The organism is Staphylococcus sp. SA22, from assembly GCF_054165785.1.
The window spans coordinates 1-16,555 of the sequence record NZ_JBSZQY010000014.1; the positions used below are offsets into that span (position 1 = coordinate 1).

The following is a 16,555-nucleotide window of genomic DNA, read 5'->3' on the forward strand; positions in this document are numbered from 1 at the left end:
GCGCTTAAAAGCGAATTTAGAATATTTGAAAATGAATCAAATGATTAATCATCTTGATGATGTTATCGATTTTAGTATTAAAAACAACCTGTCATTTATAGATACACTAATTAAATTAAGTGACTACGAAATCGAAATTAAAGAGAAAAATTTGATTGAATCGATGGTAAAGGTGGCGGCATTTCCGTTTAAAAAAGAAATATCAGATTTTGACTTTAATTTTCAACCGAGCATCAATCAACAAGAAATTTGGGATTTTACAGATTTGCGTTTTATAGAAAAATATCAAAACATTGTCTTTTTAGGCTCAAGTGGCGTTGGTAAAACACATTTAGCTACAGGCATTGGTATGGCTGCAGCTAAAAATAGAGTAAGTACTTACTTTATTAAATGTCATCATTTGATAGAGAATTTAAGAAAAGCAAAACTAGAGAACAGATTAGAAAATAGATTGAAGCACTATAGCAAGTATAAGTTATTAATCATAGATGAGATTGGGTACTTACCTATTGGAAGTGAAGATGCCAAACTATTCTTTCAATTAATAGATTTAAGATATGAGAAGAAAAGTACAATATTTACCACAAATATCAATTTCAACTTATGGAATGAAATATTTGATGATCCCAAAATCGCAAATGCGATTTTGGATAGGATATTGCATCATTCAAGTGTAGTTAAAATCACTGGCAAATCGTATAGATTAAAAGATCATTCACCTAAGAAGGAAATTACTTAGCAAACAATTTTGTACATTCTTATACAATCATTTATGTACATTTTTATATTGACATTTACATCCAAGTATTTACGCGCATTATGTGACGATAAATCTTTAGGTAACTCATAAGTGAATGGTTGATTACCACTAGTTAAAACTTCATATACTATAGTTTCTTTTTTTATTTTGCAATTAGTTATTTTCATTATAAACTTCCTTTCAAACACTGCTGAAATAGACGTCTTTTATATTAAAGCGCCACACAGGCGCTGTTAATCACAATTTAGTTCTATCAGTGATTTTAGACTCCATAACTCTTTGATGTGATTCTTTAGCTTCTCGAATCATATCTTTAAATTCTTGACTGTCTATAAAAGCTTTAGCCTCTTCTATTTGCTCTTGAGTAAGCTCTTTACCACCAGTATTGATGTGTAAGTGTTCAATTTCTTTATAAGTACTCATTTTTTCGACTCCTGTTCTTCAAGTTCACTTTTAGTTATAGGTAAACCATTGTTCAATCTATAAGTCAGTTCTTCTTCTGTATAAAAGGGGATTTCAACCATTTCCCACTCTTCAATGTTAATGTCAACTTCTTTAAAATCCATGTTAAACCCTCCTGTGAAATGAATTTTCTATTATTTATAGTAATTACTTATAAAAATACAATCTTTACCTATCTCAAACTTTGTATTCTAAATGTACTCGTAATCCATAGTCTGATTCTTTAGTAACGATTTTCTCTTCTAAATAATCTAAAGTTTTATACTTACCACCATTAATATATGCGTTACAAGAAACGATGTTGTCCATATGATTGACTAATCTTGAAGCATACTCTCTAGGTACATATCCAACGTGAAATTCAGAGTATTCATTTGAAATCATAACTTTTATCGCGTTTTCATCATAAGGATTATCCGGTTCTTTTTGTAAGAATACACCAGGAATAACCTCGTAATCAGAAATTTCATACACCTTGTCTTCATAAAGTAATTCTTCTTTAAGTTCATTTCCTTTCAAATCACTATATAAGAAAAAGAAATCGTCGTTATTTTTCATTTTCTTGATAAGTTTCTTTAATTCTTTTCTACGACCTTCATAATTTAATCCTACGACGTCGAAAATTTCAACTTTAGTTTGTTCATCATCATTAATAGGTAGACAATCATTCGAGATAATTGTTTCCTTATTCTTAGATAATTGCATATAAGTTTTTAAAATTGAGATGAATCCTGTTAAAGGAGAGTTTGTTACGAAATAAACTGTTAATTTTCTATTATCGTTTAATGTTAAAAAAGCTTGGTTTTTCCAAATAGTAACAACAGTGTTATAATCTATCACCTCTGATAATGAGATTTTGAATATATAATCTTCTTCTTTCCTTATAAAACAAATCTCTTCATGTGAAATGAATATAGAACCCATTCTCCTCTTGTTTTCGTCGAATTTTATGTCGCAACTGTCGCTGATTATTGGTTCAAAGTAACTGTATTGATCTGATAATATTTTTTCATCTTGCTTTCTAGGTTTCATTTTACTACCTCCTATAAAATAACTTTTCCAACTAACCTCACACTTTCGTTATCATAAAAATATAAATCTTTATACTTTTTATTTAAAGAAACCAACGTTAATCTATTATCTTCTACATAAACTTTCTTTACGTAAGCATCTCCATTTATAATAAAGACGCCTATTTGTCCATCTTTGATAGTGTGAGATTTTTCAATGAATATAATTTGTCCGTTTTTAAATAACGGCTCCATTGAGTCTCCATTTACTTTTAAAGCTATATCATGTGCGGGGACATAACCTCTTACGAATTCTTTTGAAATAGGCTCGTTATATAATCTTTCGCCAATACCAGCTGACGCACAACCATATATATCCACTTCGGATTTTTCTTGAATGTAAGAATTGAAATCTACCAGATTATCACTGTCATTATTTTGTTCTTCTAATTGATTAGTCGCATATTTTAGTACATTGCTTTGTCTTGGAGGCGTGAGTTTACTGTATATGGAAGTGATGTCGTTATTTTCAATTTTTCTATTCTTAGAAATATCAAACCCCATAAGCCACGCTTCGTTAACGTTTAAAGCCTTTGCTAGTTCAAAGACTTTGTCTTGTTTCGCTTCATATTTTCCGTTTAAATAATCGCTAATTGAGTTTCTACCAATACCAGTCCTTCTTGATAGCTCTGATTGAGATATCTTCCGTTCAGACATAATTTGCTTTAATCTATCCTTAAAACTGTTCATATTTCTGAACACCTCCTAAGAACATAATACTACGTACAATGACGATTATCAATAATTTTTAACAAATATTGTACAGAAAAATGTATTTTATGTGTTGACTTATTTGAACAAAGGTGTTTTAATTGATTTGTACAGAAAACCGAACAAGAAGGGAGGTGAGTTTATGATATACAATTTCGATTATAGTTTGCTGTACGAAAGAATGGCAGAGTATAGATATAGCCAAAGTTCTTTAGCGAACGCAATCCCTATTTCAAGGACATCTATTAATCACAAGTTGCAAGGAAAAAATTTATTTACACAATGGGAAATAAAACGAATCTGTGAATTATTAGAAATCCCACCAACAAAAGTAGGTAGATATTTTTTTGAACAAAATGTACAGAAACCTGTACAAATGTCGTAACAGGAGGAAACTATGGAACAAATCACATTAACCAAAGAAGAGTTGAAAGAAATTATAGCAAAAGAAGTTAGAGAGGCTATAAATGGCAAGAAACCAATCAGTTCAGGTTCAATTTTCAACAAAGTAAGAATCAGCCATAACGATTTTGATGAAATTAATAAAAAGTTTGCTTATACAGAACGTTTAAGAGGTGCTGACAATCTCGGCTTAGGACATCCATTATCTTTGAAGAAATATCAACACGGAATAGGATGTTATGAAAATTACAAAGCATACGCTAGTGAAATTCATGACCACATTAGAAAACTTACATTATCAGCTTTTGGTGTAACGCTTAATTCTGATTTAAAAGAGAGTGAATACGATGAAGCTAGCAGAATGTATGACATGTTGAAGAACTTTTATTTATATCGTTACCAAAAACGAATTGAAACCTTGTCAATTGAAGATTTCGAATAAAGGAGGAACTACAAATGTTACAAAAATTTAGAATTGCGAAAGAAAAAAATAAATTAAAACTCAAATTACTCAAGCATGCTAGTTACTGTTTAGAAAGAAACAACAACCCTGAACTGTTGCGAGCAGTTGCAGAGTTGTTGAAAAAGGTTAGCTAAATTCAACGGTAAGGATTTGCCCTGCCTCCACACTTAGAGTTTGAGATCCAACAAACACATAAGTTTTAGTAGGGTCTAGAAAAAATGTTTCGATTTCCTCTTTTGTAACAGTTTCAATTCCTTCATATCCTGGAAAAACAATTTTCTTTAAATCCGAAACATGTTTTTTTGAACCATCCTTTAAAGTAACTAGAAGTTTCATACTTATCACCTCCTTAGGTTGATAACAACATTATACACGAAAGGAGCATAAACAATATGCAAGCATTACAAACAAAATCGAACATAGGAGAAATGTTCAATATTCAAGAAAAAGAAAATGGAGAAATCGCAATAAGTGCAAGAGAGTTATATAAAGCTTTGGAAGTTAAAAAGCGTTTTAGCGCTTGGGCAGAAATTAACTTGAAGCATTTCAAAGAAAATAGGGATTTTACAAGTGTACTTACAAGTACGGTTGTTAATAACGGAGCTGTAAGACAACTAGAAGATTATGCTTTAACACTTGATGTAGCTAAACATGTTGCAATGATGTCAGGTACAGAAAAAGGTTTTGATTTTAGAGAGTACTTCATCCAAGTTGAAAAAGCATGGAATAGCCCAGAAATGATTATGCAACGTGCTTTAAAAATTGCTAACAACACAATCAATCAATTAGAAACAAAGATTGAACGTGATAAACCAAAAATTGTATTTGCAGATGCAGTAGCTACTACTAAGACATCAATTTTAGTTGGAGAGTTAGCAAAGATCATTAAACAAAACGGTGTAAACATCGGGCAACGCAGATTGTTTGAGTGGTTACGTCAAAACGGATTCCTTATTAAACGCAAGGGTGTGGATTATAACATGCCTACACAGTATTCAATGGAACGTGAGTTATTCGAAATTAAAGAAACATCAATCACACATTCGGACGGTCACACATCAATTAGTAAGACGCCAAAAGTAACAGGCAAAGGACAACAATACTTTGTTAATAAGTTTTTAGGAGAAAAACAAACATCTTAATAGGAGAACACTATGGAACAAATCACATTAACCAAAGAAGAGTGTGTCGAACAATGCATCAATAAAGACTTAAAACTTTTAGATTATCGAGTTCAACAAATTTTAGAAGGTGTTCTATCAGAAAGTACCACATACGGTGATGCAAGAAATAAATTAGAAACATTGAAAATTATTGCTGAATCTCATTTTAAAACCGAACATGCTTCAGTTATTTACAAATTAGCATTGAAAAAGTTAGACAAAAAAATCAACGCCACTCCAATTAAAGAGTGACGAAAAAGGAGGATTTCAAATGTTTAAGATTTTAAATGATATAAAAACTTCTTTAAAAAACCATCCTTGGGGTTGGAAAGAGCACTTACCTTATTTACTGATGTTAACTCTGTCACTTGTGGCTCTGATTTTCGGTGTTCTGTCCGCGATTCTATGATAACAGGTTTTATATAGATTCCTTACCTCCTCTCTGTAGGAGATAACAATATTATACACGAAAGGAATGATAGAAATGCCACATGTATTAAACGTAACCGTTCCAATACCTGAAACACACGTGCTTATCACAAAAGATGAATATGAAGAGTTAATAGCTTACTCATTAGACCCTGTATGGAACATGAGCGACTTAAAGAAGAAATTAAAAATTGCATCTGATGAGACTATCAAGGACAGATTACTATTTCATCCTAGATTTGAAAAAGAACTAAGAGCGCAAGGAATTGTGCATTACCCAGATGAGAATTTTAATCGCTGGAGATTTAACGCAAGAAAGATGAATAAATTCGTCGATGAGCATTTCAATGAAATATATAAGGAGAGAATAAAATGAGTAAAACTTATAAAAGCTACTTATTAGCAGTATTATGCTTCACAGTCTTGGCAATTGTACTTATGCCGTTTCTATACTTCACTACTGCATGGTCGATTGCGGGATTCGCAAGTATTGCAACTTTCATATTCTATAAAGAATACTTTTATGAAGAATAAAAAAACTGCTACTTGCGCCAACAAGTAACAGTGACAAACGATTAACAAAATTAATTCATGTTCAATATAAAACGAAATAAAGGAAGTGTCAACAATGTACTACAAAATTGGCGATGTATGTCAAAAAGTAATTAATGTAGACGGATTCGATTTTAAATTAGCAGTTAAGAAACAAGATTACAGCATTCTAGTGAATGTCTTAGATTTAGAAGATAGATTTATCGACAGTATAAATATAACAGATGAGAATGATCTATACACAGCATTAGACATATTAAATCAATCTATTTATGAATGGATTGAAGAGAACACAGACGAAAGAGACAGGCTAATTAACTTAGTCATGAGATGGTAGGTATAAGCATGAGAGATACAGAAAGAAATATATTGAATATTTTTAAAACGTTATTCGACGAATATACTTTGTCAAACCAACGAGCATTATTGGAAATTGAACGTAATCATCACGGATACTTATCGATTAATTTCTTGCACTATCACGACAGTTACAAAACGAACAATAAGCTTGTACAGATACATGAAATCAATCCGGACAGCCACGAACGAATAAAAAATTTAATTATCGAGGTGCTAAGAGGTCATCGGAAGATTAAAAAAGGAGCATGAGGATGGAAATAAAAATAAATAAGTTAACTATATCAAACTTTGCTGGAATCAAAGAAGAAAGCTTTAACTTTAACGGCAAAGATGCAAAAATATACGGCAATAATGCAACGGGTAAGACTACGACAGCAACCGCATTACAATGGCTGCTTTTCGATAAAGGTTTGGACGGATCAACCAAATCATTTAACCCTGTACCTTTAAACGAAAAAAACGAAGAAAATTATGAGTTAATTCCGACTGTTTTCGCAGAATTTGAAATCGACGGAAAAATTACGACTTTTAAAAAAGAGTCACATCCTAAATACACAATAAATCAAAAAACGAATCGCAAGGAATACTCACGAAGTCGAACGAAGAAACAATATATCAATGATGAATCAATAAAAGTAAAGGATTATAAAGCTCGTATTGATGAACTGATTGATGAAGATGTATTCAAGTTAATTACGAACCCTCAAGCATTTAACTTACTAGATTGGAAGAAGCGAAGAAGTTTGTTGTTTGAAATTGCTAAACCAATCAATGATGAGGATGTCATTAAAACAAATGATGATTTTAAAGAATTAAATAATATTCTTGGAGATCATGAAATTGAAACAAAGAAAAAGATTCTTACGGACAAGATAAAACAGATTAACAAAGATATCAAAGACATTCCGATACGTATTAACCAAACACAACAAAATAAGCAGGATGTACCTGAATTCGATAATGATAGATACGCAATTATCAAACAAGAAATTGAGCAACTTGAAAATGAGCGTATAGATATTCAAAACGGTAAGGAAGAAATTAATTTGCGTAATCAATTAGCTGATAAACAATCAGAATTGAAACGCATAGAAGACAATAACAGCGCAAGTAATGAGAACAAAATCCATGCTTTAACAAATGAATTACACGTTGAAAATGGAACGGCAGCAAACCTTAAAACGAGATTAAAGCAAAACAAACAACAAATCACGCATGAAGAAAATAGACGTAATCAATTATTGGAAAATCACAAAGGACTAAAAAGTGATTTAGAAAAAGCTAAAAATCAAAAATTTGAACATCTTGATGACAATGTATGTAGTTGTTGTGGTCAACAGTTACCAACTGAACAAGTGAATGAGGCAAGAGAAAAAGCTTTACAGAAATTCAATGTAAAAAAATCGAAAGAATTAGAAACAATACAAACATCTATCAATCACATTATTTCAGAAGGCAAGAAAATAAAGCCAATTATCGAGAAATTAGAGGATGACAACAATAATTTACAAATTAAAATCAACGAAGCAGAAGAGCGTTCAGCAAGAATACAAAACAAAATTAATAAGTTGAAAACAACTCACGTTGACGTTACGCAAACTGACGAATACAAAGCAGTAATGTTAGAGATAAATGAGATTAATCAAAAACGCTCTAACATCAGGAAAACTATTCAAGATAAAGTTTCAGGAATAGATGACAAAATAAGCGAACTTACTCAAGAAAAATCAGAAATTGAAGTGTCAATATCAATCGAAAAATCAAATAAACATCTAGATGATGTTATTTCTGAATTAAGAAATGAAGAAGACAGATTATTGGATGAAAAAGAAAAGTATTCACATGACCTTTATATCTTAAAAGAATTTACAACAACAAAAGTCAAAATGCTTACTGAAAATATCAATAATGAATTTGAGATTGCTGAATTTAAGTTATTCAATACCTTAGTTAACGGCGAATTAGAAGAAACATGTTCCACAACGGTTAACGGCGTCGAATACGACAGCGGTTTAAATAACGCCTCAAGAATTAATGTTGGCTTAGATATCATCAATACACTGTCAAAACATTTTAAAGTTACAGCGCCAATATTTATTGATAATGCTGAATCAGTAACAGAGCTTATCAAAACAGAATCACAACAAATTCAATTGATAGTAAATGAACAAGATAAAAAATTAAGAATGGAGACTATATAAAATGACTGAAAATAATAAATTACAAACTATTGAACAACAATTAGTACAAGAAAAGAACGTATCTGACAACGTATTAAACAAAGTGAGAGTTTTAGAGTCACAAGGCAATTTGGAATTGCCAAATGATTATTCACCAAGTAATGCCATGAAACAAGCATGGTTACAAATCAGCCAAGATAACAAATTAATGAGTTGTAACGATACAAGCAAAGCAAATGCCTTATTAGACATGGTAACGCAAGGTTTAAATCCAGCTAAAAATCAATGCTACTTTATTCCTTACGGCAACAAAATGCAGTTACAACGTAGCTATCACGGTAATGTAATGATGTTAAAACGTGATGCAGGTGCTCAAGATGTTGTTGCTCAAGTGATTTATAAAGGCGATACATTCAAGCAAGAAATGGGAGAAACAGGACGTATCAAAGCGATTAAACACGAACAAGACTTCTTTAACATCGACAAAGAAAACATTATCGGTGCGTACTGCACAATCGTATTTAATGATGGACGAGATAACTATATTGAAGTCATGACTATTGAACAAATTAAACAAGCGTGGATGCAGTCATCAATGATTAAAGATGAAAAAGCATTACAAAATTCTAAAACACATAATAATTTCAAAGAAGAAATGGCTAAAAAAACAGTCATCAATAGAGCTGCTAAACGTTATATCAACACATCAACAGATAGCAATCTTTTCAAATACGCACAAGAATCCGAACAACGTCAACGCAAAGAAGTGTTAGACGCAGAAGTTGAAGAAAATGCAAATCAAGAACAATTGGACTTTGAACAACCAGTTCTCGAAGAAGCACAATACACAGAATTAGAAAATGATAAGCCTATTGATGTATCTGACTTTGAAGAAATAAAAGAACCTGCAACAGAAAAAGAAAGCGAAGAAGAGCCATTTTAATTGAAACAATAGCAACTGGTTCAAGTGGTAACTGCTACGTCTTAAATGATGGACGTACTACGTTACTGCTTGAGGCAGGAATAAAATTTGAACGTGTTCAAAAGCATTTCAAATATAAAACAAGACATATAGCAGGGTGTCTTATCACACACGAACATGGTGATCATGCAAAGTACACAAAGCAGTTTGTCGACAATGGTGTAATAAGCTATATGACTGCTGGAACACAACAAGCTATGAATTTTGAAAGTCATCGCTTATGCACGATTAAGGCAAAGCAAGAGCTGCGAATAGGTACATGGTCAATTCTACCGTTTGACATCGAACATGATGCTAACGAGCCTGTGGCTTTCTTATTACAAAGCACATTAGGTTATAAGGTCCTGTATGTTACTGATACGAAGTATCTGAAATACAAATTTAACGGCATTACGCACATGATGTTAGAAGTTAATTATATCTATGAACAAATGCAAGAAAACATAAAAAACGGCAGTGTACACAGCGCATTAGCAAACAGAATTATGGAGTCTCATTTTAGCTTAGAACATGCTATAGGAATGTTGAAAGCAAATGATTTAACTAGACTTGAAGAAATACATTTAATTCATTTAAGTAGTCAAAATTCAAATGCAAAATACATTAAAAGTGAAATACAAAAAGTGACGGGCGCGCCCGTTTATGTTGGAGGTTTATAAATGCTAAACAGAACAATATTAGTTGGTCGTTTAACTAGAGACCCAGAATTAAGAACCACTCAAAGTGGTGTAAATGTAGCATCATTCACATTAGCAGTTAACCGTACATTTACAAATGCACAAGGCGAGCGCGAGGCAGACTTTATAAATGTCATCGTATTTAAAAAACAAGCAGAGAACGTTAATAAATACCTATCTAAAGGATCGTTGACGGGCGTAGATGGTAGGTTACAAACGCGGAATTATGAAAATAAGGAAGGTCAACGTGTATATGTTACGGAAGTTGTGTGTGATAGCGTTCAATTTTTAGAACCAAAGAACACAAATGACTCTCAACAAGATTTATATCAACAACAAGTACAACAAACACGTGGACAATCGCAATATTCAAATAACAAACCAGTAAAAGATAATCCGTTTGCGAATGCAAATGGTCCGATTGAACTAAATGATGATGATTTACCATTCTGATTTAACCGGTTTGAAAGTGAGGTGTGTATATGACTGGTTGGATAAAACTTCATAGAAAACTATTAGATTCGCCTATTTTTCAGAACGAAAAGTTATTCAAAGTATTTGCATATTGTCTTATGAAAGCTAGTCATAAGGATCATACACAGCTTGTTGGCAGGCGGGTTGTCGAATTAGAAAAAGGTCAATTTGTGTTCGGGAGAAAGCGAGCAAGCGAAGAGTTGCGTCTCAAAGAATCCACAGTAAGAGACTACATAAAGCTTTTAGAAAATCTTGGAACTATCGTCGTAAAGTCCGACAACAAATTTTCTGTTATAACCGTTGTCAATTGGGCGATTTATCAAAGTATGGAAGAAAATTCCGACAGCAAAAACGACAACAAATCAACAACAAATCAACAACAAATGGACAACAAATCAACAACAAATCAACAACAAATCAACACAAACAAGAATGTAAAGAATGGGGATAATGTAAAGAATGGTGAGAATGAGAAGAAGAAGGTAACCGCCTTCGACTTCTTCCAAGATAACGGATTCGGTTTCATAACTCCTTACAATTTAGACGATTTAAATTATTATCTTGATTCATTTGAAAATGATTCAGATCAAATAGTTACCGCATCACTTAAAATCGCTAAAGACAGAAATAAAGTTACTTGGGGATATGCTAAAAGCATTTTGAATACATGGCTTAATGCAAACTTGAAATCTATTGAACAAGTACGTGCATTTGAAAAGCAACAACTTGAAAGCAAAAAACAAAATTATAAACCTTTCGTTAAACAATCAAAAGAAAAAACACCCAAATGGCTCACAGACAGCACGAGAGAAACGAAAACGCCGGAAGTAGATGAAAACCTTGAGAAAGACAGAGAAGCTTTTATTAAGCGTCTAAATAGCAAATGGGAGTGATTGAAAATGGATGCATTTGATAAATACTATCTATTTGATCATGACGGCAACAAAATGTTTTCAGTTACACCACATTTTAAAGATGGACGGCATTTAGTTGTTGGATTAAAACATACAAAATTCAATGGTCGACGTTGGTACTTAGATGATTATGAATTAAAAACACTTATTGATAATGAACAAATGGAGTTAGGACACCAAACAAGCTTATTTGAATATATATGAGGGATTACATGGAGATAGAAATTAAATTTAACGAAACTTTCGAGGCACCTATGGGCTCGCCTCGACCGCGTTTTAGCACAAAAGGTAGATATGCACACACATATATGCCTACAAAATATACAGAACATAAAAAATATTTACAAAATCAAATGCCAAAGCTAAATCTAGAAAATGCATTAAAAATTGAATTAGAGTTTTACTTTACTCCACCTAAATCATGGTCGAAGAAAAAGAAAACTCAAGCGATTGGACAATTAAAAGTAACTAAACCAGATATCGATAATTTGATGAAGACAGTTCTAGACGCTTGTAACAATTATTTGTGGAAAGATGACAATCAAATTGCAGAAATAACTAGCTCAAAGCGTTATGGAATTGAGCCCAAAATAATCATACGAATAGAAGAAATATAAGAGGTGGATAAAATGGCGAGAAAAGCAAGGATTGTAACAATAAATGATAAACCTTATAGGTTCAGTAAATTTGAAATGGAATTAATAGAAAGTCACGGTATAACCGCTGGAATGGTTTCTAAGAGAGTAAAAGACGGTTGGGAACTACATGAAGCAATGGACGCACCAGAAGATACGCGTTTAAGTGAGTACAGAGAAAAGAAAACAATAGAAAGACTGGAACAAGCTAGACTCGAACGCAAATTGGAAAGAGAGAGAAAGAGAGAGGCTGAGCTAAGAAGAAAGAAGTCACACTTGTTTAATGTACCACAGAAACATTCACGTGATCCGTACTGGTTTGATAATACTTATAACCAAATGTTCAAGAAGTTGCAGGAAGTATAAATGCCTAAAACCGATAGCGCATGTAAAGAATACTTAAACCAATTTTTCGAATCTAAGAGATATCTGTATCAGGATAACGAACGAGTGGCACATATCCATGTAGTGAATGGCACTTATTACTTTCACGGGCATATCGTACCAGGCTGGCAAGGCGTGAAAAAGACATTTGATACAACCGAAGAGCTTGAAACATATATAAAGCAACAGGATTTGGAATATGAGGAACAGAAGCAACTAACTTTATTTTAAGGAGATGGAAATAATGAAAATCAAAACTGCAAGCATAGAGGTCGAAAAAGTGGAGGTAGTAGTATGATGCCGAAATTTAGAGCGTGGGATAAAGATAAAAAAGTTATGAGTTTTATTGACGAAATCGATTTTAATAGTGGGTACATTTTGATTTCAACAGGTTATAAAAGTTTCAATGAAGTAAAACTATTACAATACACAGGATTTAAAGATGTGCACGGTGTGGAGATTTATGAGGGGGATATTGTTCAAGATTCTTATTCCGGAGAAGTAAGTTTTATCGAGTTTAAAGAAGGAGCCTTTTATATAACTTGTAGCAATGTAACTGAATTAATAAGTGAAAATGACGACATTATTGAAATTATTGGAAATATTTTTGAAAATGAGGAGCTATTGGAGGCTATGAGATGACGGTCACCTTATCAGATGAACAATATAAAAACCTTTGTACTAAATTAAACAAGTTATTAGGTAAACTTCACAAAGCATTAAAACAACGTGATGAGTACAAGAAGCAACGTGACGAGCTTATTGGGGATATAGGTAAGTTAAGAGAACGTAACAAAGAGTTGGAGAACATGTGGCGCACTCTTAAAAATGAATTGCTTGGAAGATACGAACATTACTGTTTTAAATTTAGAGAACTACACCCTGAGAGCAAAGCGAACAGGATAGGAGCTCTCTATATAGGAGGTAAAAGCACTGCAGATATTATACTGTCGCGAATGGAAGAACTAGACGGAACAAATGAGTTCTACGAATTTTTAGGTCAAATGGAGGAAGACACTAATGAATAACCGCGAACAAATCGAACAGTCCGTTATAAGTGCTAGTGCGTATAACGGCAATGACACAGAGGGATTACTAAAAGAGATTGAAGACGTGTATAAGAAAGCACAAGCGTTTGATGAAATACTTGAGGGTTTACCTAATGCTATGCAAGATGCACTCAAAGAAGATATTTATCTTGATGAAGCAGTAGGGATTATGACGAGTCAAGTTGTCTATAAATATGAGGAGGAGCAGGAAAATGAATAACACATTAACAATTGATCAATTACAAGAGTTATTACAAATACAAAAGGAGTTCGACGATAGAATACCAACCAGAAATTTAAATGACACAGTAGCTAGTATGATCATTGAATTTGCGGAGTGGGTTAACACACTTGAGTTTTTTAAAAATTGGAAGAAACAACCAGGTAAGCCATTAGATACACAATTAGATGAGATTGCTGATTACTTAGCTTTCAGTTTGCAATTAACTTTGACTATTGTTGATGAAGAAGATTTGGAAGAAACTACTGAGGTTATGGTTGATTTGATTGAAAATGAAGTTACTTTACCTAAACTACATTCAGTTTATTTTGTTCATGTAATGCATACACTAACAGAACAATTTGTAAAAGGTATTGATAATAGTATTGTACAAGTTTTAATAATGCCTTTTTTGTACGCCAATACTTACTATACAATCGACCAACTCATTGACGCATACAAAAAGAAAATGAAAAGGAACCATGAAAGACAAGATGGAACAGCAGACGCAGGAAAAGGATACGTGTAAAGACATCTTAGATCGAGTTAAGGAGGTTTTGGGGAAGTGACGCAATACTTAGTCACAACATTCAAAGATTCAACAGGACAACCACATGAACATTTTACTGCTGTTAGAGATAATCAGACGTTTACAGTTGTTGAGGCGGAGAGTAAAGAAGAAGCGAAAGAGAAGTACGAGGCACAAGTTAAAAGGGATGCAATTATTAAATTAGGTCAGTTGTTTGAAAATATAAGGGAGTGTGGGAAATGACGGATGTTAAAATTAAAACTATTTCAGGTGGAGTTTATTTTGTAAAAACAGCTGAACCTTTTGAAAAATATGTTGAAAGAATGACGAGTTTTAATGGTTATATTTACGCAAGTACTATAATCAAGCAACCAACGTATATTAAAACAGATACAATTGAATCAATCACACTTATTGAGGAGCGTGGGAAATGAATCAGCTGAGAATTTTATTACATGACGGTAGTAGTTTGATATTACATGAAGATGAATTATTTAACGAAATAGTATTTGTTTTGGACAATTTTAGAAATGATGATGACTATTTAACGATAGAAAAAGATTATGGCAGAGAACTTGTATTGAACAAAGGTTATATAGTTGGGATCAATGTTGAGGAGGCAGACGATGATTAATATTCCTAAAATGAAATTCCCGGAAAAGTACACTGAAATAATCAAAAAATATAAAAATAAAACACCTGAAGAAAAAGCTAAGATTGAAGATGATTTCATTAAAGAAATTAATGATAAAGACAGTGAATTTTACAGTCCTATGACGGCTAATATGAATGAACATGAATTAAGGGCTATGTTAAGAATGATGCCTAGTTTAATTGATACTGGAGATGACAATGATGATTAAAAAACTTAAAAATATGGATTGGTTCGATATCTTTATTGTTGGAATACTGCGATTATTCGGCGTAATCGCACTGATGCTTGTTGTCATATCGCCTATCTATACAGTGGCTAGTTACCAAAACAAAGAAGTACATCAAGGGACAATTACAGATAAATATAATAAGAGACAAGATAAAGAAGACAAGTTCTATATTGTATTAGACAACAAACAAGTCATTGAAAACTCCGACTTATTACTCAAAAAGAAATTTGATAGTGCAGATATACAAGCTAAATTAAAAATTGGAGATAAAGTAGAAGTTAAGACGATTGGATATAGAATACACTTTTTAAATTTATATCCGGTCTTATACGAAGTAAAGAAGGTAGATAAAAAATGATTAAGCAAATACTAAGACTATTATTCTTACTAGCGATGTATGAGCTAGGTAAGTATGTAACTGAGCAAGTATATATTATGATGACGGCTAATGATGATGTAGAGGCGCCGAGTGATTACGTCTTTCGAGCGGAGGTAAGTGAGTGATGTGGATTACTATGACTATTGTATTTGCTATATTGCTATTAGTTTGTATCAGTATTAATAGTGATCGTGCAAGGGAGATACAAGCGCTCAGATATATGAATGATTATCTACTTGATGAAGTAGTTAAAACTAAAGGATACAACGGGTTAAAAGAATACAGGATTGAATTAAAGCGAATGAATAACGATATTAAAAAGTAATTTATATTATCGGAGGTATTGCATTGAATGATAAAGATTGAGAAACACGATATCAAAAAGCTTGAAGAATACATTCAGCACATCGATAACTATCGAAGAGAGTTGAAAATGCGAGAATATGAATTACTTGAAAGTCATGAACCAGATAATGCGGGAGCTGGCAAAAGTAATTTGCCGGGTAACCCGATTGAACGATGTGCAATAAAGAAGTTTAGTGATAACAGGTACAATACATTAAGAAATATAGTTAACGGTGTAGATAGATTGATAGATGAAAGTGATGAGGATACGCTTGAGTTATTAAGGTTTAGATATTGGGATTGTCCTATTGGTTGTTATGAATGGGAAGATATAGCACATTACTTTGGTACAAGTAAGACAAGTATATTACGTAGAAGGAATGCACTGATCGATAAGTTAGCAAAGTATATTGGTTATGTGTAGCGGACTTTTACCCTATGTAAGTCCGCATTAAAACAGTTTATTATGTTAGTATCAGATTAATATTTAAAGTTATTAAATGCTAATACGACGCATGAACAAGAGGCGCA

Annotated in this window: 37 protein-coding genes and 1 pseudogene; 31 read left to right on the forward strand and 7 right to left on the reverse strand. The window is 32.5% G+C overall.

What is annotated here, in order from left to right:
* A partial coding sequence (gene istB / locus ACXQH5_RS10945) for an IS21-like element helper ATPase IstB (RefSeq protein WP_113590106.1) occupies positions 1–739 on the forward strand: 739 nt, incomplete at its 5' end.
* On the opposite strand, the gene ACXQH5_RS10950 is transcribed toward istB, so the two are convergent.
* The 5 genes from ACXQH5_RS10950 to ACXQH5_RS10970 form a co-directional block, all read right to left on the reverse strand.
* Positions 736–927, reverse strand: a complete 192-nt coding sequence (locus ACXQH5_RS10950) for a hypothetical protein (RefSeq protein ID WP_458067223.1) — start codon at positions 925–927, stop codon at positions 736–738. The two genes, istB and ACXQH5_RS10950, sit on opposite strands and share 4 nt — an antisense overlap.
* A 70-nt stretch (positions 928–997) precedes the next feature.
* The gene (locus tag ACXQH5_RS10955; RefSeq protein WP_000109189.1) at positions 998–1,183 is read right to left on the reverse strand and encodes a hypothetical protein; all 186 of its coding nucleotides are present in this window, start codon (positions 1,181–1,183) and stop codon (positions 998–1,000) included.
* Positions 1,180–1,326, reverse strand: a complete 147-nt coding sequence (locus tag ACXQH5_RS10960; RefSeq protein ID WP_000345949.1) for a hypothetical protein — start codon at positions 1,324–1,326, stop codon at positions 1,180–1,182. The genes ACXQH5_RS10955 and ACXQH5_RS10960 overlap by 4 nt, the downstream gene beginning before the upstream one ends.
* A 73-nt stretch (positions 1,327–1,399) precedes the next feature.
* Positions 1,400–2,254, reverse strand: a complete 855-nt coding sequence (locus ACXQH5_RS10965; protein ID WP_001557601.1) for an HIRAN domain-containing protein — start codon at positions 2,252–2,254, stop codon at positions 1,400–1,402.
* Between the two features lie 11 nt (positions 2,255–2,265).
* A complete protein-coding gene (locus tag ACXQH5_RS10970) occupies positions 2,266–2,982 on the reverse strand; it encodes a LexA family transcriptional regulator (RefSeq protein WP_001083975.1) in 717 nt (238 codons plus the stop codon).
* 163 nt (positions 2,983–3,145) lie between these two features.
* Between ACXQH5_RS10970 and ACXQH5_RS10975 the strand changes: the two genes are divergently transcribed.
* The 3 genes from ACXQH5_RS10975 to ACXQH5_RS10985 are packed head-to-tail and all read left to right on the forward strand — an operon-like array spanning position 3,146 to position 4,002.
* Positions 3,146–3,388, forward strand: coding sequence for a DUF739 family protein (locus tag ACXQH5_RS10975; protein WP_000639923.1), 243 nt, complete (start codon positions 3,146–3,148; stop codon positions 3,386–3,388).
* A 12-nt stretch (positions 3,389–3,400) separates the two neighbouring features.
* Positions 3,401–3,847 carry a hypothetical protein gene (locus tag ACXQH5_RS10980; RefSeq protein ID WP_000435349.1) on the forward strand — a complete coding sequence of 149 codons (447 nt, stop codon included), beginning with the start codon at positions 3,401–3,403 and terminating at the stop codon, positions 3,845–3,847.
* 14 nt (positions 3,848–3,861) lie between these two features.
* Positions 3,862–4,002, forward strand: coding sequence for a hypothetical protein (locus tag ACXQH5_RS10985; RefSeq protein ID WP_000939495.1), 141 nt, complete (start codon positions 3,862–3,864; stop codon positions 4,000–4,002).
* On the opposite strand, the gene ACXQH5_RS10990 is transcribed toward ACXQH5_RS10985, so the two are convergent.
* Positions 3,995–4,204, reverse strand: coding sequence for a hypothetical protein (locus ACXQH5_RS10990; RefSeq protein ID WP_000772137.1), 210 nt, complete (start codon positions 4,202–4,204; stop codon positions 3,995–3,997). The two genes, ACXQH5_RS10985 and ACXQH5_RS10990, sit on opposite strands and share 8 nt — an antisense overlap.
* A 56-nt stretch (positions 4,205–4,260) precedes the next feature.
* Between ACXQH5_RS10990 and ACXQH5_RS10995 the strand changes: the two genes are divergently transcribed.
* Complete coding sequence (locus ACXQH5_RS10995) at positions 4,261–5,010, forward strand: phage antirepressor KilAC domain-containing protein (protein ID WP_001148590.1); 750 nt, start codon at positions 4,261–4,263, stop codon at positions 5,008–5,010.
* Positions 5,011–5,022: 12 nt separating this feature from the next.
* Positions 5,023–5,283 (forward strand): hypothetical protein, encoded by a 261-nt coding sequence (locus ACXQH5_RS11000; RefSeq protein WP_000435343.1) that lies wholly within the window; start codon positions 5,023–5,025, stop codon positions 5,281–5,283.
* A 23-nt stretch (positions 5,284–5,306) separates the two neighbouring features.
* Here ACXQH5_RS11000 and ACXQH5_RS11005 read toward each other — a convergent pair.
* Positions 5,307–5,462 (reverse strand): annotated as a pseudogene (locus ACXQH5_RS11005) (hypothetical protein); the annotation flags it as partial.
* Between the two features lie 53 nt (positions 5,463–5,515).
* Here ACXQH5_RS11005 and ACXQH5_RS11010 point away from each other — a divergent pair.
* The 25 genes from ACXQH5_RS11010 (at position 5,516) to ACXQH5_RS11130 (ending at position 16,448) form a co-directional block, all read left to right on the forward strand.
* A complete protein-coding gene (locus ACXQH5_RS11010; protein WP_001120936.1) occupies positions 5,516–5,836 on the forward strand; it encodes a DUF771 domain-containing protein in 321 nt (106 codons plus the stop codon).
* On the forward strand, positions 5,833–5,994 hold the full coding sequence (locus ACXQH5_RS11015; RefSeq protein WP_000048124.1) for a DUF1270 family protein: 162 nt from the start codon (positions 5,833–5,835) through the stop codon (positions 5,992–5,994). Before ACXQH5_RS11010 ends, ACXQH5_RS11015 begins: the two co-directional genes overlap by 4 nt.
* 94 nt (positions 5,995–6,088) lie before the next feature.
* Positions 6,089–6,349, forward strand: a complete 261-nt coding sequence (locus ACXQH5_RS11020) for a DUF1108 family protein (protein ID WP_000291489.1) — start codon at positions 6,089–6,091, stop codon at positions 6,347–6,349.
* A gap of 8 nt (positions 6,350–6,357) precedes the next feature.
* Positions 6,358–6,621, forward strand: a complete 264-nt coding sequence (locus ACXQH5_RS11025) for a hypothetical protein (RefSeq protein ID WP_001205732.1) — start codon at positions 6,358–6,360, stop codon at positions 6,619–6,621.
* Complete coding sequence (locus tag ACXQH5_RS11030; protein WP_155557517.1) at positions 6,618–8,573, forward strand: AAA family ATPase; 1,956 nt, start codon at positions 6,618–6,620, stop codon at positions 8,571–8,573. Before ACXQH5_RS11025 ends, ACXQH5_RS11030 begins: the two co-directional genes overlap by 4 nt.
* Position 8,574: 1 nt before the next feature.
* Positions 8,575–9,495, forward strand: a complete 921-nt coding sequence (locus ACXQH5_RS11035) for a recombinase RecT (RefSeq protein ID WP_000138475.1) — start codon at positions 8,575–8,577, stop codon at positions 9,493–9,495.
* A gap of 80 nt (positions 9,496–9,575) precedes the next feature.
* Positions 9,576–10,193, forward strand: a complete 618-nt coding sequence (locus ACXQH5_RS11040) for an MBL fold metallo-hydrolase (protein ID WP_072460574.1) — start codon at positions 9,576–9,578, stop codon at positions 10,191–10,193.
* On the forward strand, positions 10,194–10,664 hold the full coding sequence (ssb, locus tag ACXQH5_RS11045; RefSeq protein ID WP_458067234.1) for a single-stranded DNA-binding protein: 471 nt from the start codon (positions 10,194–10,196) through the stop codon (positions 10,662–10,664).
* Positions 10,665–10,693: 29 nt separating this feature from the next.
* Positions 10,694–11,578: a DnaD domain-containing protein gene (locus tag ACXQH5_RS11050; protein ID WP_031833239.1), complete on the forward strand. Its 885-nt coding sequence runs from the start codon at positions 10,694–10,696 to the stop codon at positions 11,576–11,578.
* A 6-nt stretch (positions 11,579–11,584) separates the two neighbouring features.
* Positions 11,585–11,803, forward strand: a complete 219-nt coding sequence (locus ACXQH5_RS11055; RefSeq protein WP_000338530.1) for a hypothetical protein — start codon at positions 11,585–11,587, stop codon at positions 11,801–11,803.
* 8 nt (positions 11,804–11,811) lie between these two features.
* Positions 11,812–12,216 carry a RusA family crossover junction endodeoxyribonuclease gene (locus ACXQH5_RS11060; protein WP_000401960.1) on the forward strand — a complete coding sequence of 135 codons (405 nt, stop codon included), beginning with the start codon at positions 11,812–11,814 and terminating at the stop codon, positions 12,214–12,216.
* Between the two features lie 12 nt (positions 12,217–12,228).
* Complete coding sequence (locus ACXQH5_RS11065; protein ID WP_435749385.1) at positions 12,229–12,600, forward strand: SA1788 family PVL leukocidin-associated protein; 372 nt, start codon at positions 12,229–12,231, stop codon at positions 12,598–12,600.
* Complete coding sequence (locus ACXQH5_RS11070; RefSeq protein ID WP_114621340.1) at positions 12,601–12,849, forward strand: phi PVL orf 51-like protein; 249 nt, start codon at positions 12,601–12,603, stop codon at positions 12,847–12,849.
* 63 nt (positions 12,850–12,912) lie between these two features.
* Positions 12,913–13,260, forward strand: a complete 348-nt coding sequence (locus ACXQH5_RS11075) for a YopX family protein (RefSeq protein WP_114621341.1) — start codon at positions 12,913–12,915, stop codon at positions 13,258–13,260.
* Positions 13,257–13,646 carry an acetyltransferase gene (locus tag ACXQH5_RS11080; RefSeq protein WP_114621342.1) on the forward strand — a complete coding sequence of 130 codons (390 nt, stop codon included), beginning with the start codon at positions 13,257–13,259 and terminating at the stop codon, positions 13,644–13,646. The genes ACXQH5_RS11075 and ACXQH5_RS11080 overlap by 4 nt, the downstream gene beginning before the upstream one ends.
* Positions 13,639–13,887: a type II toxin-antitoxin system toxin HigB gene (higB, locus tag ACXQH5_RS11085; protein WP_031879102.1), complete on the forward strand. Its 249-nt coding sequence runs from the start codon at positions 13,639–13,641 to the stop codon at positions 13,885–13,887. The genes ACXQH5_RS11080 and higB overlap by 8 nt, the downstream gene beginning before the upstream one ends.
* On the forward strand, positions 13,880–14,416 hold the full coding sequence (locus ACXQH5_RS11090) for a dUTPase (RefSeq protein WP_001066452.1): 537 nt from the start codon (positions 13,880–13,882) through the stop codon (positions 14,414–14,416). The genes higB and ACXQH5_RS11090 overlap by 8 nt, the downstream gene beginning before the upstream one ends.
* Before the next feature lie 36 nt (positions 14,417–14,452).
* Positions 14,453–14,659 (forward strand): DUF1381 domain-containing protein, encoded by a 207-nt coding sequence (locus ACXQH5_RS11095; protein WP_000195779.1) that lies wholly within the window; start codon positions 14,453–14,455, stop codon positions 14,657–14,659.
* Positions 14,656–14,850 (forward strand): hypothetical protein, encoded by a 195-nt coding sequence (locus ACXQH5_RS11100; protein WP_000132920.1) that lies wholly within the window; start codon positions 14,656–14,658, stop codon positions 14,848–14,850. The genes ACXQH5_RS11095 and ACXQH5_RS11100 overlap by 4 nt, the downstream gene beginning before the upstream one ends.
* Entirely contained in the window at positions 14,847–15,050 is a 204-nt protein-coding gene (locus tag ACXQH5_RS11105; RefSeq protein ID WP_001072795.1) for a hypothetical protein, read from the forward strand. Before ACXQH5_RS11100 ends, ACXQH5_RS11105 begins: the two co-directional genes overlap by 4 nt.
* Positions 15,043–15,279 carry a DUF7366 family protein gene (locus ACXQH5_RS11110; RefSeq protein WP_000608274.1) on the forward strand — a complete coding sequence of 79 codons (237 nt, stop codon included), beginning with the start codon at positions 15,043–15,045 and terminating at the stop codon, positions 15,277–15,279. The genes ACXQH5_RS11105 and ACXQH5_RS11110 overlap by 8 nt, the downstream gene beginning before the upstream one ends.
* Positions 15,269–15,658, forward strand: a complete 390-nt coding sequence (locus ACXQH5_RS11115; protein ID WP_170267442.1) for a hypothetical protein — start codon at positions 15,269–15,271, stop codon at positions 15,656–15,658. The genes ACXQH5_RS11110 and ACXQH5_RS11115 overlap by 11 nt, the downstream gene beginning before the upstream one ends.
* A complete protein-coding gene (gene rinB / locus ACXQH5_RS11120; RefSeq protein ID WP_000595265.1) occupies positions 15,655–15,804 on the forward strand; it encodes a transcriptional activator RinB in 150 nt (49 codons plus the stop codon). Before ACXQH5_RS11115 ends, rinB begins: the two co-directional genes overlap by 4 nt.
* On the forward strand, positions 15,804–16,004 hold the full coding sequence (locus ACXQH5_RS11125; protein ID WP_000265043.1) for a DUF1514 family protein: 201 nt from the start codon (positions 15,804–15,806) through the stop codon (positions 16,002–16,004). The genes rinB and ACXQH5_RS11125 overlap by 1 nt, the downstream gene beginning before the upstream one ends.
* A gap of 27 nt (positions 16,005–16,031) precedes the next feature.
* Positions 16,032–16,448, forward strand: coding sequence for a hypothetical protein (locus ACXQH5_RS11130; RefSeq protein WP_000590122.1), 417 nt, complete (start codon positions 16,032–16,034; stop codon positions 16,446–16,448).
* The last annotated feature ends 107 nt before the right edge of the window (positions 16,449–16,555 follow it).

What these genes read in the sequence shown, in the direction of transcription:
- ACXQH5_RS10950 (WP_458067223.1), bottom strand. Translation starts at nt 927, where the DNA reads ATGAAAATAACTAATTGCAAAATAAAAAAAGAAACTATAGTATATGAA.
- ACXQH5_RS10955 (WP_000109189.1), bottom strand. Translation starts at nt 1,183, where the DNA reads ATGAGTACTTATAAAGAAATTGAACACTTACACATCAATACTGGTGGT.
- ACXQH5_RS10960 (WP_000345949.1), bottom strand. Translation starts at nt 1,326, where the DNA reads ATGGATTTTAAAGAAGTTGACATTAACATTGAAGAGTGGGAAATGGTT.
- ACXQH5_RS10965 (WP_001557601.1), bottom strand. Translation starts at nt 2,254, where the DNA reads ATGAAACCTAGAAAGCAAGATGAAAAAATATTATCAGATCAATACAGT.
- ACXQH5_RS10970 (WP_001083975.1), bottom strand. Translation starts at nt 2,982, where the DNA reads ATGAACAGTTTTAAGGATAGATTAAAGCAAATTATGTCTGAACGGAAG.
- ACXQH5_RS10975 (WP_000639923.1), top strand. Translation starts at nt 3,146, where the DNA reads ATGATATACAATTTCGATTATAGTTTGCTGTACGAAAGAATGGCAGAG.
- ACXQH5_RS10980 (WP_000435349.1), top strand. Translation starts at nt 3,401, where the DNA reads ATGGAACAAATCACATTAACCAAAGAAGAGTTGAAAGAAATTATAGCA.
- ACXQH5_RS10985 (WP_000939495.1), top strand. Translation starts at nt 3,862, where the DNA reads ATGTTACAAAAATTTAGAATTGCGAAAGAAAAAAATAAATTAAAACTC.
- ACXQH5_RS10990 (WP_000772137.1), bottom strand. Translation starts at nt 4,204, where the DNA reads ATGAAACTTCTAGTTACTTTAAAGGATGGTTCAAAAAAACATGTTTCG.
- ACXQH5_RS10995 (WP_001148590.1), top strand. Translation starts at nt 4,261, where the DNA reads ATGCAAGCATTACAAACAAAATCGAACATAGGAGAAATGTTCAATATT.
- ACXQH5_RS11000 (WP_000435343.1), top strand. Translation starts at nt 5,023, where the DNA reads ATGGAACAAATCACATTAACCAAAGAAGAGTGTGTCGAACAATGCATC.
- ACXQH5_RS11010 (WP_001120936.1), top strand. Translation starts at nt 5,516, where the DNA reads ATGCCACATGTATTAAACGTAACCGTTCCAATACCTGAAACACACGTG.
- ACXQH5_RS11015 (WP_000048124.1), top strand. Translation starts at nt 5,833, where the DNA reads ATGAGTAAAACTTATAAAAGCTACTTATTAGCAGTATTATGCTTCACA.
- ACXQH5_RS11020 (WP_000291489.1), top strand. Translation starts at nt 6,089, where the DNA reads ATGTACTACAAAATTGGCGATGTATGTCAAAAAGTAATTAATGTAGAC.
- ACXQH5_RS11025 (WP_001205732.1), top strand. Translation starts at nt 6,358, where the DNA reads ATGAGAGATACAGAAAGAAATATATTGAATATTTTTAAAACGTTATTC.
- ACXQH5_RS11030 (WP_155557517.1), top strand. Translation starts at nt 6,618, where the DNA reads ATGAGGATGGAAATAAAAATAAATAAGTTAACTATATCAAACTTTGCT.
- ACXQH5_RS11035 (WP_000138475.1), top strand. Translation starts at nt 8,575, where the DNA reads ATGACTGAAAATAATAAATTACAAACTATTGAACAACAATTAGTACAA.
- ssb (WP_458067234.1), top strand. Translation starts at nt 10,194, where the DNA reads ATGCTAAACAGAACAATATTAGTTGGTCGTTTAACTAGAGACCCAGAA.
- ACXQH5_RS11050 (WP_031833239.1), top strand. Translation starts at nt 10,694, where the DNA reads ATGACTGGTTGGATAAAACTTCATAGAAAACTATTAGATTCGCCTATT.
- ACXQH5_RS11055 (WP_000338530.1), top strand. Translation starts at nt 11,585, where the DNA reads ATGGATGCATTTGATAAATACTATCTATTTGATCATGACGGCAACAAA.
- ACXQH5_RS11060 (WP_000401960.1), top strand. Translation starts at nt 11,812, where the DNA reads ATGGAGATAGAAATTAAATTTAACGAAACTTTCGAGGCACCTATGGGC.
- ACXQH5_RS11065 (WP_435749385.1), top strand. Translation starts at nt 12,229, where the DNA reads ATGGCGAGAAAAGCAAGGATTGTAACAATAAATGATAAACCTTATAGG.
- ACXQH5_RS11070 (WP_114621340.1), top strand. Translation starts at nt 12,601, where the DNA reads ATGCCTAAAACCGATAGCGCATGTAAAGAATACTTAAACCAATTTTTC.
- ACXQH5_RS11075 (WP_114621341.1), top strand. Translation starts at nt 12,913, where the DNA reads ATGATGCCGAAATTTAGAGCGTGGGATAAAGATAAAAAAGTTATGAGT.
- ACXQH5_RS11080 (WP_114621342.1), top strand. Translation starts at nt 13,257, where the DNA reads ATGACGGTCACCTTATCAGATGAACAATATAAAAACCTTTGTACTAAA.
- higB (WP_031879102.1), top strand. Translation starts at nt 13,639, where the DNA reads ATGAATAACCGCGAACAAATCGAACAGTCCGTTATAAGTGCTAGTGCG.
- ACXQH5_RS11090 (WP_001066452.1), top strand. Translation starts at nt 13,880, where the DNA reads ATGAATAACACATTAACAATTGATCAATTACAAGAGTTATTACAAATA.
- ACXQH5_RS11100 (WP_000132920.1), top strand. Translation starts at nt 14,656, where the DNA reads ATGACGGATGTTAAAATTAAAACTATTTCAGGTGGAGTTTATTTTGTA.
- ACXQH5_RS11105 (WP_001072795.1), top strand. Translation starts at nt 14,847, where the DNA reads ATGAATCAGCTGAGAATTTTATTACATGACGGTAGTAGTTTGATATTA.
- ACXQH5_RS11110 (WP_000608274.1), top strand. Translation starts at nt 15,043, where the DNA reads ATGATTAATATTCCTAAAATGAAATTCCCGGAAAAGTACACTGAAATA.
- ACXQH5_RS11115 (WP_170267442.1), top strand. Translation starts at nt 15,269, where the DNA reads ATGATGATTAAAAAACTTAAAAATATGGATTGGTTCGATATCTTTATT.
- rinB (WP_000595265.1), top strand. Translation starts at nt 15,655, where the DNA reads ATGATTAAGCAAATACTAAGACTATTATTCTTACTAGCGATGTATGAG.
- ACXQH5_RS11125 (WP_000265043.1), top strand. Translation starts at nt 15,804, where the DNA reads ATGTGGATTACTATGACTATTGTATTTGCTATATTGCTATTAGTTTGT.
- ACXQH5_RS11130 (WP_000590122.1), top strand. Translation starts at nt 16,032, where the DNA reads ATGATAAAGATTGAGAAACACGATATCAAAAAGCTTGAAGAATACATT.